This window comes from Actinokineospora sp. NBRC 105648 (genome assembly GCF_030269645.1).
Classification (GTDB): domain Bacteria; phylum Actinomycetota; class Actinomycetes; order Mycobacteriales; family Pseudonocardiaceae; genus Actinokineospora.
Genome location: NZ_BSTR01000061.1, coordinates 33966 through 43790 on the forward strand (window position 1 = coordinate 33966; position 9825 = coordinate 43790).

Here is a 9825-nt window from a genome sequence, read left to right on the forward strand (position 1 = left end):
AGCCCGCCAGCCCGCCAGCCCGCCAGCCCGCCAGCCCGCCAGCCCGCCAGCCCGCCAGCCCGCCAGCCCGCCAGCCCGCCAGCCCGCCAGCCCGCCAGCCCGCCAGCCCGCCAGCCCGCCAGCCCGCAGTGGTCTTCTCAGCCGACCTTGGGGATGGCCGCGTTCGGGTCCACGCCCTGGAAGGCCAGGCCGATCACGAAGCCGGCCACCTCCTCCAGCTGGCGCACCCGCTCCAGCGAACCGAGCACCGCGGGCCGCGCGCCCACATCCGCCACCAGTCCGCCCACCACCGCCAGCGCCCGCTCGTCGTCCCCGCACATCGCCACCACGACCGGCTCCTCCTGCTTCACCCACTGCGCCGCCGGGAACAGGTGGAACGCCTTCACCACGTGCGCACCCGGTGCCAGCTCAGCGATCCGGCGCGCGGCCGAGTCCGCGGGAAGCAGCACGCCCTCGCCGTGCCGCACGGCGTTCGTCGGGTCGATCAGGGGTGTGCCGACCAGGACGTCCGCCGTGTCCGCCAGCACCTCCGTCACTGCCTCCCACGGCACCGCCAGCAGGACCGCGTCCCGTCCGGTCGCCGCCTCGCGCAGCGTGCCCGCGGTGGCCCCGATCTGCTCGGCCACCGCCGCGGCCTTCTCCGGTGAGCGGCCGCCGACCACCACCTCGTGCCCCGCCCGCGTCCACCCCTCGCCCAGCGCCGCCGCCACGTTGCCCGTCCCCAGGATCCCGATGCGCATCTGTTCCTCCAGCTGTTCCGCTTCGTCGAGCGCCCACGGTAGGCAGGCCGATACGCACCGATCGGTAGGCGAGGACGGGCCACAATGGGCCCATGCGTGGCGATTGCGAGGACCTGGTGGCCGACTGCCGCCTGCGCGCGGCGACCGACCTGTTCGCGCACCGCTGGGACCCGGTGGTCCTCGCGGCGCTGCGGCTCGGCCCGCGCCGCCGCGGCGAGCTGCGGGTGGCCATCGGCGGTCTCAGCGACAAGGTGCTCACCGAGACCCTGCGCAGGTTGCGCGCCAACGGGTTGATCGAGCGCCAGGCCTACCCGCAGGCCCCTCCGCGCGTGGAGTACCGGCTGACGGCCTTGGGGGAGAGCCTGGCCGCCGGTCCGCTGCGCGCGCTGGCTGACTGGGTCACCGAGCACGGCGACGACCTGCTGGCCGCCCAGGAGGCCGCCGAACGCGTCGCGGAGTAGCCGGACTCGGTGTCCGGTGCGTCCGGTTTGAAGTGGTAAATCCTCACTTGGTCTCCGCCACACGCGGCCCGACCTGCGGTGATCCAGATGCAGACATAGTGATAGCATCACGTTATGCGGTCGGCTTATATCCCGCTGTGACCCCGCTTACTTAGACTCCGTATGCCGGTGCTCGTGAGGGCACTTTCCCTGCATATCAAGGAGTTCTCATGTCCCTGCGCGGATACACGCGCGTCCTGACCGCGACGGCGGCCCTGGTGCTGGGCCTGGTGGGCATGTCCGCCACCACCGCCTCCGCCGCGCCCGCCCAGCAAGCGGCCCCCGCCGCGGCCCGGACGGTCTACTACAGCGCCTCCTCCTACAGCTCCCAGGCCGACCAGGCAGCCCAGATCTGGAACTCGCGGGTGCCCAACCTGCGCCTGGTCCGCGGCGGCAGCGCCACCATCCGGATCTCCGCCACCACCGGCGGCGGCTCCCGCGCATACCCCTGCGGCCTCGGCTGCGCGACGATCTACATCGACACCCGCGACGTCGCCGCGGGCAACGACGCGCTGCGCATCGTGGCGCACGAGATGGGCCACGGCCTCGGCCTGCCCGACAACTACAACGGCGTCTGCTCGTACCTGATGTCCGGTGGCAGCGCGGGCACCTCGTGCCGCAACCCCTACCCGAACTCGGGTGAGTCCAGCCGCGTCAACCAGCTGTTCGCCGGTGGCCGGGTGGCCATGTCGGTCGGCAGCTCCCAGGTCTACGCGCCGTAAGTCCCGACGGCGCTTTCGTTGTCCCGCAGGAGGTCCCCGGCGCTCCACCGCCGGGGACCACTTGCTTTCCGGGGTCAGGGCCGGGCGATGAAGTACTGCACCGCGGTGCCGGAGGTGACGCAGCCGTTGGCCTGCCGGGTGCCGATGTAGGTCCAGCCGGGCGGGACGGTGCAGGCCCACATCCGGTCCTGCGGTGTCTTGATGAAGTACTCGGGCGCGCTGCCGCTGGTGGCGCACGTGGTGCTCAGCGCGACCGACAGGTAGGTGAAACCGGGCGGCAGCGTGCAAGTGCGCATCGAGTCCTGCGGGACCCGGATGAAGTACTGCGGCCCGACACCGCTCGTGACGCAGCTGGTCGTGCTTTTCACCGACAGGTAGCTGAAGCCCGGCGGCACGGTGCAGGTGTACATGGCGTCCTGCGGCACGCGCAGGAAGTACTGCGGCGCGACTCCGGTGAGGCTGCACGCCGACGCGCTCTGCACGGTGATGTAGGTGAAGCCGGACGGCACCGAACAGGCCCGGCTCGCGTCGGTTGGGGTGTCGACGTAGTACTGCGGTGTGCACGAGCTGCTGCTGCGAACGGCGGTGTAGGTCTGGCCCGGAGGCACCGTGCACGCCCATCCGGACGCGGCGGGTGCCGCTGTCGCGGTCGGGCCGAACAGTGCCGTGGCCGCCAAGGCCAGGCCCAACGCGATCCGAAGGACTCCGCTGATTGCCAAGTGTCCCAACCCCTCTCGGTTCGATTGTCTGGTGTGGACGGTCAGGCCAGGTGGTAGAGCGGGCCCTGCCCACCACTGGAGCAGTACGCGACGGAGATGACCTGGTCCCACGAGTAACCCGGCGGCACCGAGCACGCCCACAGCCCGCGCGACGGTGTGCGGAGGTGGTAGGCGGGTCCGGTGCCGGAGGTGGAGCAGTAGCTCACGGTGATCACCTGGTCGTAGGTGTGCGTCCCCGGGACGTCGCACACCCAGAGCCCGTCGGACGGGGTGCGCAGGTGGTGGGCGGGCCCGGTGCCCGAGGTCGTGCAGTAGCTCACCGAGATCACGTGGTCGGAGCTGTAGCCCGACGGCACGACGCACCCCCAGAGCCCGTCGCTGGGCGGGGTGGTGTCGTAGAGCGGGGCCCAGCCGCTGGTCGAGCAGTACTTCACCGAGATCACGCTGGTGTAGGTCTGGCCCGCCGGGACCGAGCACGCCCAGGTCCCGGAGGTCGCCGCCGTCGCGGGCTGACCGGGCGCGACGAGCGCGCCGACGAGGACGGCCGATCCCGCGAGCACGCGGAGGAAGTGGTTGAGCCGCAAGCGATTCACCCCTGTGGTTGCCGGTGCGGTCCGCCGCCGGACCGCGCACCAGTGCACCAGCCGGAACGGGTGGTGATCATCGACCGTCGGAGTGACCACCGACTGGCTGATCCCCGCTGCCCGACCCGGCGTCCGCGCGGTCGGCCAGGTGGCAGATCCGGCGCTGATCGCTCGCGCGGGGGGCCCGCGGCGGGTTCAGCCCTGCTGCTTCACCCCGGCCTTGGCCCGCTCGGCCACCAGCTTGCTGTTGGCCCGGAAGTACTCGTGCCGCTCGACGGCCTCGCCGACGTACCGGCCGACCTGCTCGTCGTCGATCTCCGCGCCGCGGGGGAAGTCCCAGGTCATCAGGGTGGCGGTGCCCGGGCGCAGCACGCCGAGCGGGTCGGGCAGCAGCACGCCGTAGAGGAAGCGCAGGCATGTGCCGCGCTTGGTGACGTTCATGCCGCAGACCCAGTGCCGCCAGCCGCCGTCGGGCAGGGCGTACATCAGCAGGCCGTACTTGACGGCGACCTCGAACCCCGGGTACGCCCGCCGGACGGCGGCGTCGAGGGCGGCCAGGGACGCGGCATCGGTCTCGTCGTGCCGGGCGAGGTAGCTCTCCAGCGGGTCCATCGGGCCATTGTCCACCAGGGACGCGCCCGTGTCGTGACCTGCGCCGTCGGGGATCGATGCGAACATGTGTTCGTGTCGACCCCCATCCTGCACGCCGACCTGGACGCGTTCTACGCCTCGGTCGAGCAGCGCGACGACCCCCGGCTGCGCGGCCGACCGGTCATCGTCGGTGGGGGAGTGGTGCTGGCCGCGAGCTACGAGGCCAAGGCCAGGGGCGTGCGCACCGCGATGAACGGCAGGCAGGCCCGCCACCTGTGCCCGGACGCGGTGGTGGTGCAGCCGCGGATGTCGGCGTACTCGGCGGCGTCGAAGGCGGTGTTCGAGGTCTTCCGGGACACCACCCCGCTGGTCGAGGGCCTGTCCATCGACGAGGCGTTCCTGGACGTGGGCGGCCTGCGCAAGATCGCGGGCACCCCAGAGCAGATCGCCACCCGCTTGCGCCAGGCCGTCGCCACCCGAGTGGGCCTACCGATCACGGTGGGTGTCGCGCGCACCAAGTTCCTCGCCAAGGTCGCCAGCGCCGTGGCCAAGCCGGACGGCCTGCTCGTCGTCCCGGCCGGCGGCGAGCTGGCGTTCCTGCACCCGCTCCCGGTCGAACGGCTGTGGGGCGTGGGCAAGGTGACCTCGGCGAAGCTGCGCGAACACGGCATCGGCACGGTGGGCCAGGTGGCGGAGTACGGCGTGGAGGAGCTGGTCGCCATGCTCGGCCGGGCGTCCGGCCGCCACCTGCACGCCCTGGCCCACAACCGCGACCCCCGCCCAGTCCAGACGGGCCGCCGCCGCCGGTCCATCGGTGCCCAACGCGCGCTCGGCTCCCGGGTCCGAACACCCGAGGAACTCGACGCCATGATCGCTGGCCTGGTCGACCGCCTCGCCCGACGCCTGCGCGGCGCAGAACGAGCCTGCCGCACAGTGACGCTCCGGTTGCGCTTCCGGGACTTCACGCGAGCGACCCGAGGCCACACGCTGCCACGAGCCACCGTCAGCACAGACCTGATCCTGTCCACCGCCCGCCGCCTACTGGTCGCGGCCGGTCCCATGATCGCCGAACGCGGCATCACCCTGATCGGGCTGGCCCTGTCGAACCTCGATGACGAGGCCCTGCAACTGGAGCTCCCGTTCACCGACGCCACCGCCCTCGACACGACCCTCGACGACCTCCGCCACCGCTTCGGCGCGACAGCGGTCACCCGAGGCACGTTGCTCGGTCAGGCTCCGGGCATCGAGATGCCACTACTGCCGGACTAGCGCATCCCCCGCGATCTCCCGCAAGAGGCCCCGGCTGCGCTCCTCGCTCAACGCGATCCCCATCAATTCCCTGGCCAGGGCTGCGTAGGCGTCGACAGATTCTTTGTCGTGCAGGAATAGCGTCGATCTCGGTTGGTCGACCTGAACAGTCCGACCAAGATCTGGTACGTCGAGGATCCGAAACGGGCCCTCCCAACCAAACGCCAGCGCTTCAGGCACGACCCGGATGGCCACCCGCTGGGCCAGTGCGGCGAGGTGGCGGGCTTGGCCGCGCATGATCGAGGGCATCGGCCCGGGATGGGTCAACGCCCGCTCCCCGACCAGGAACACACACTGCGGCGGCCGAAACCGGTTGAACAATCCCGGAGTGGCACCCTCGGCCACCGGCAGCGCCTGCCCGTACCGTGCAGTCCGCAGCAACGCTGGCACCACGTTCGGTGAGTAACACAGGATCGCGCGCGCCTGATCCTCAAGTACACCCGACACGCGGAAACTCAGGGAGCTGTCTTCAAAGCCCGGCCACCACCGATGCTGGTCCGCCCGCGCCGCAAGGGAACGGAACCGCTCGCGCTCGCGCGCTGTCTTCACCCCGCACACCCACAACACCAACAACAACTCGGCCTCGGTCACCACCCGCAACCCGGAAAGCAACCGCGACAACTTCGACGCATCCCACCCCAACTCCTGCGCCAACCCCCGCTGCGAAAACCCGGCGGCCCGATGCACACGACGCAACTCGATCCCCAGGACCCAACCTCCCAGCCTGGTCGACATCAGCTCGCCACCTCCTGCAGCCAAGCCAGTGCCCGCGCGCCCATCCAGATCACATCCCGCAACCCGACCAGATCCTGTTCATCGGGATACGCCACCACCTGCACCGGGGTCCCATCGCGGAACTCTCCGTGAATCTCGACCCGCGGCCCATCGGAATCGCTCTCCCCGAGCAACATCGGTGCGGCATTGCTCAACGTGTCGTGCCAGGTCACCAACACCGCAGCCATCGCTGACAAGGGCGTGGCAGACACCCCGATCTCCACCCGATCCGCCCTGCCCGCCACCAACGAGACACCCATGCACGTCGGAACAGGCAACGAGTGCACCGCCAGATGACGCCCCGCCACAGCGGCCAACCGCGACAACTCCGCCACAGCCACCCCAACCCCACCCGTCGAGCCCATCACCGACCACCCGCCACGCGCTGGCACAACCGCCCCCACCACGACCGCCGCCGTTGCCGAGGCACCGTCCCCCGAACCCGTGCCACACACCCCGCGCACAACGGATGCGATGGCTCGAACAACGACTCCGGCAACAACCCACCCGCGCCACAGACCGCCGAATACACCCCACCCAACCCGCCGGTCGCCACCAACGACTCGGCCACCAGGTGGTCCCGACCGTCAGTGAACGTCATCGGCAAAACCGCCCAATCGTTCGCTTGTGGGTTCCACACCGCGCTCTCTGCCGCGTTGCCGATTTCGGTTGCTTGGCGACGCTGGCCTCTTCGTGTCGACATTCCGACGTGCTCCGATCGTGAGTGATCACTCGACCGCACCGGCAGTGGCGTGGTGCCCGTTACGGGACCCAGAGTGACCGATGGGTAGCCGATCAAGGGCGCGGTGTTCGAAGTTCGAACTGCTTTCCGTATCCTGTCGCCATGGGACAGGTGGTGCCGCCCGACTTCTGGTATCAACCGAGCGTGGTCCGACACCTGGGGTGTCTGGACCTTCCAGCGGTGCTCCGGAAGGTCGCCGCGGTGCCGGGCTGGTCGCAGGACGACCTCGCCCGACTGCTCGCTTACTCACGTCCGACGTTGAACAAGATCATCAATGGGGTCCGCCCACTGCGAGTCGACGAACTTTCCTCGATTGTGCATGCGCTGAAAATACCAGCCCATCTACTCGGATTTGCCGATGTCGGTGCGGTATCGCAAACGATAGAAGCGCGGCAAAGCTATTTTGTTGTGCGGCAAACCACTGTCAAGTGTGCGGCGATCGAACGAGAATACGGCGGCAATGCCGTTGCTTCATATCTCGTGCGCGAAGTGGACAAGTGGGCTCCGGTGGTTCGGGATTCGACCAGCCGTCCCTTGATTGCTTCTTTCGGTGAACTCTGTGCGCTTACCGGTTACGCGCATTACGACGCCCAGTGCCACGGGAAGGCCGGATATTACTACGACGTGGGATTGCAGGCCGCGCATGAGAGCGGTGACCGGAATCTGGCCAGTCAGGTTCGTGCACTGATGAGTATGAAGGCGACCTGGCTCTACCGGCCCGGCGAGGGTGCCGCGCACTGCCTGGCAGCACTGGAGGCCGCGCGTGCTCGTCGGGACATGGTCACCTCCATGTTGTTGGGGCGCCAGGCCCGATCGGAGTCCCCGTGCGGCGATCGTCGAACTGTGCACCGGCTGCTGGCTGAGTGCAAGGAGATCGCGGCGGCGTCCGCTCCACTGGACACGCCAGTCGCCTACTGGACGAGTCTGGAGGTTTTCGGTAATGCAGGCATCGCCTACAAAGACATCGGAGAATTCGCGTTGGCCGAGGAAAATCTAGCCCGGGCCATATCGTTGGCAGGTAAGAGCAACTCGCGCGACATCACCCTCTATCTCGGGATGATGTCGCGCCTGCTGCTCAAGCAAGATCGAATCGAAGAAGCGATCGAGGTCGTCGACCGTATACTCGCGAGTCGTGTCCTTTCCGGGCGGGCCACCAAACAATTGGCCTTGTTCGTAGCGAAGACAGAGCACCTGTACGGCTCGCGGCTCCGGGAGGTCAGGGCCCGTATTCGTCAGGTGCTGGCAATGAGTCGGACTGCTGAGAACCATGCCAGTTCGCAATGAGTGTCACCCTCGGTTCTGGTGGTGCCACTCGGTGTACTGTGCCGACTTGATTTGGCTGCGTTCGTTGATCGCCTGTGCGGCCAGACCGTTGGCCGCGATGAAGAAGTCGAGCGCCGCGCGCAGGTCTCCGATTTCCTCGGTGAGTCGGTCGACGAGGTTGCTCCCGTCCCAATGTGCCGTTCGGCCGCCCGCGCCGATCAACTTGCCCAGGACCTGTATCAACTCGCCCGCCTCCTCGATGACGCGGCTCGTCCCCGGCCACTGGTCACTTCCGATGCTGTAGGGACCGTCGTGCGCGTCTGTCGCCACCGTGACAACTCCTCTTCTTGGCCATTCACCACTATGCACCAGTTCCGCACCCGCGCCGCCTCCAACACGGTGGATTCGCCTGGGAGTCACCGGTGGTGGCACACAGGCGGCGGGCCTTCGCCAGTTCACCATCTCCGCACCTGCCGACGGTGGCTGATCAGTGCGACACTCACGAGGTCGTAGGCGCGAGCCAGGGGGAGTGGTCGTGGTCGGTGATCTGCCGGTGTGGGCGCTCCGCATCCGTGCCCTGCGTGAAGCGCGGGGTTGGACGCAGGTCGAGGCGGTCAAGCGCCTGCGCGCCCAGGCAGATGGTCGACTCCCCGATCCCGAGCACCTCGTGCGGCGGTGGAAGGCGTGGGAGTCAGCCGAGAACAAGCCGGGCAGGCATTATGCCCCGCTCGTGGCGGCCGTGTTGGGCACTGTCACCGGCTCGCTGTTCGCACCGGAACGGTCTCCGGAACTGTTGGGCGCCAACGGAATGGACACGTTGGAGATCGTCTCCCGACTGCGGGCCTCCGATGTGGACGATGCCACCCTGCACGCGCTGCGGATCACCGTGGACAAGCTGTGCTCGGACTACGCCCACGGCGACCCCGGGGTCCTGCTCACCGAGGGACGGCAGTGGCTCGGGCGGATCGTCGAGATGCAGCAGCGGCGCCTCGGGTTCCGGCAGCGGCGTGAGTCGCTGGAACTGGCAGGCTGGCTGGCCCTGTTGGTCGGCTGCGTGGAGTACGACCGAGGCGACCGCCGAGCCGCCGAGGCGACCCGCCGGGCCGCGATGGGTATCGGCGACGAGATCGACCACGGTGGGATCCGCGGTTGGGCCCACGAGATGCGCGCCTGGTTCGCCCTCACCACCGGTGACTACCAGGGGACCATCGCCGCCGCCCAATCGGGGCAGCAGGTCGCGGGCGAGCACTCGGTCAGCGTGCAGCTCCTCGCCCAGGAAGCCAGGGCGTGGGCGCGAATCGGTCGTCCACGCGAGATGCGCTCGGCGCTCGAGCGCGGCCGCGAGCTGCTGGAATCCCTGCCCTACCCGGACAACATCGACAACCACTTCGTCGTCGACCCGGCCAAGTACGACTTCTACGTCATGCACTGCCACCGCCACGTCGGCGACGACCGCCTCGCCCGCACCCTCGCCGACGACGTCATCCGGGCCGGAACCGACCCCGGCGGCCGCGAACGCGCGCCCATGCGCATCGCCGAGGCGCGCATCACCCTGGCCGTCGCCGCAGCCCGCGAAGGCGACCTTGACGCGGCCGTCGGCTACGGCCACCAAGCCCTCGCAGGCGACCGGCAGTCACTTCCCTCACTCGCCGCCAGCTCCCAAGACCTCGCCACTGCCCTCACGCCCCACTCGAACCAGCCTGAGATACGCGACTACCTGGCGCGGTTGAGCGGCATCAACCAAACAGGATGACGGACGGGACTGCCCCGGGTTCGGTTGACACTCGGGGTTGATGGTTCTCAAGCCGCCTGAGCGGCCTTGTAGATGGTCTCAAACTCGACTGGGGTGAGTCGCCCGAGGCTCCGTTGTCGGCGTCGTCGG

Annotated in this window: 12 protein-coding genes; 5 read left to right on the top strand and 7 right to left on the bottom strand. The window is 69.0% G+C overall.

All coding sequences use genetic code 11. The annotated features are described in order from the left end of the window. Positions 1-137: 137 nt before the first annotated feature. Positions 138-740: an NADPH-dependent F420 reductase gene (locus QSK30_RS32770; protein ID WP_502871925.1), complete on the bottom strand. Its 603-nt coding sequence runs from the start codon at positions 738-740 to the stop codon at positions 138-140. A gap of 92 nt (positions 741-832) precedes the next feature. Between QSK30_RS32770 and QSK30_RS32775 the strand changes: the two genes are divergently transcribed. Together QSK30_RS32775 and QSK30_RS32780 are read left to right on the top strand one after the other, a co-directional pair. After that, positions 833-1201: a winged helix-turn-helix transcriptional regulator gene (locus QSK30_RS32775; RefSeq protein WP_285508927.1), complete on the top strand. Its 369-nt coding sequence runs from the start codon at positions 833-835 to the stop codon at positions 1199-1201. A gap of 209 nt (positions 1202-1410) precedes the next feature. Further along, positions 1411-1962 carry a snapalysin family zinc-dependent metalloprotease gene (locus tag QSK30_RS32780; RefSeq protein ID WP_285508928.1) on the top strand — a complete coding sequence of 184 codons (552 nt, stop codon included), beginning with the start codon at positions 1411-1413 and terminating at the stop codon, positions 1960-1962. A gap of 74 nt (positions 1963-2036) precedes the next feature. On the opposite strand, the gene QSK30_RS32785 is transcribed toward QSK30_RS32780, so the two are convergent. The 3 genes from QSK30_RS32785 to QSK30_RS32795 form a co-directional block, all read right to left on the bottom strand. Beyond that, on the bottom strand, positions 2037-2681 hold the full coding sequence (locus QSK30_RS32785; protein WP_285508930.1) for a hypothetical protein: 645 nt from the start codon (positions 2679-2681) through the stop codon (positions 2037-2039). Positions 2682-2722: 41 nt separating this feature from the next. Then, on the bottom strand, positions 2723-3265 hold the full coding sequence (locus QSK30_RS32790) for a hypothetical protein (protein ID WP_285508931.1): 543 nt from the start codon (positions 3263-3265) through the stop codon (positions 2723-2725). Between the two features lie 195 nt (positions 3266-3460). Next, positions 3461-3877: a DUF1801 domain-containing protein gene (locus QSK30_RS32795; protein WP_285508934.1), complete on the bottom strand. Its 417-nt coding sequence runs from the start codon at positions 3875-3877 to the stop codon at positions 3461-3463. Between the two features lie 66 nt (positions 3878-3943). Between QSK30_RS32795 and dinB the strand changes: the two genes are divergently transcribed. Then, positions 3944-5125 (top strand): DNA polymerase IV, encoded by a 1182-nt coding sequence (gene dinB / locus QSK30_RS32800; protein WP_285508936.1) that lies wholly within the window; start codon positions 3944-3946, stop codon positions 5123-5125. On the opposite strand, the gene QSK30_RS32805 is transcribed toward dinB, so the two are convergent. Next, a complete protein-coding gene (locus tag QSK30_RS32805; RefSeq protein ID WP_285508938.1) occupies positions 5111-5899 on the bottom strand; it encodes a helix-turn-helix domain-containing protein in 789 nt (262 codons plus the stop codon). The two genes, dinB and QSK30_RS32805, sit on opposite strands and share 15 nt — an antisense overlap. Next, positions 5899-6279, bottom strand: a complete 381-nt coding sequence (locus QSK30_RS32810) for a hypothetical protein (protein WP_285508940.1) — start codon at positions 6277-6279, stop codon at positions 5899-5901. The genes QSK30_RS32805 and QSK30_RS32810 overlap by 1 nt, the downstream gene beginning before the upstream one ends. A 503-nt stretch (positions 6280-6782) precedes the next feature. Between QSK30_RS32810 and QSK30_RS32815 the strand changes: the two genes are divergently transcribed. Beyond that, positions 6783-7964 (top strand): helix-turn-helix domain-containing protein, encoded by a 1182-nt coding sequence (locus tag QSK30_RS32815; RefSeq protein ID WP_285508943.1) that lies wholly within the window; start codon positions 6783-6785, stop codon positions 7962-7964. A gap of 3 nt (positions 7965-7967) precedes the next feature. Here QSK30_RS32815 and QSK30_RS32820 read toward each other — a convergent pair whose 3' ends face one another. Continuing rightward, complete coding sequence (locus tag QSK30_RS32820; protein ID WP_285508945.1) at positions 7968-8273, bottom strand: hypothetical protein; 306 nt, start codon at positions 8271-8273, stop codon at positions 7968-7970. A 205-nt stretch (positions 8274-8478) separates the two neighbouring features. On the opposite strand from QSK30_RS32820, the gene QSK30_RS32825 reads away from it, so the two are divergent. Next, a complete protein-coding gene (locus QSK30_RS32825) occupies positions 8479-9696 on the top strand; it encodes an NsdA family TPR-like regulatory protein (RefSeq protein WP_285508947.1) in 1218 nt (405 codons plus the stop codon). The last annotated feature ends 129 nt before the right edge of the window (positions 9697-9825 follow it).

Excerpts from the sequence above, each read along its gene's own strand:
- QSK30_RS32805 (WP_285508938.1), bottom strand. The coding sequence starts at position 5,899 with ATGTCGACCAGGCTGGGAGGTTGGGTCCTGGGGATCGAGTTGCGTCGT.
- QSK30_RS32795 (WP_285508934.1), bottom strand. The coding sequence starts at position 3,877 with ATGGACCCGCTGGAGAGCTACCTCGCCCGGCACGACGAGACCGATGCC.
- QSK30_RS32775 (WP_285508927.1), top strand. The coding sequence starts at position 833 with ATGCGTGGCGATTGCGAGGACCTGGTGGCCGACTGCCGCCTGCGCGCG.
- QSK30_RS32780 (WP_285508928.1), top strand. The coding sequence starts at position 1,411 with ATGTCCCTGCGCGGATACACGCGCGTCCTGACCGCGACGGCGGCCCTG.
- QSK30_RS32770 (WP_502871925.1), bottom strand. The coding sequence starts at position 740 with ATGCGCATCGGGATCCTGGGGACGGGCAACGTGGCGGCGGCGCTGGGC.
- QSK30_RS32815 (WP_285508943.1), top strand. The coding sequence starts at position 6,783 with ATGGGACAGGTGGTGCCGCCCGACTTCTGGTATCAACCGAGCGTGGTC.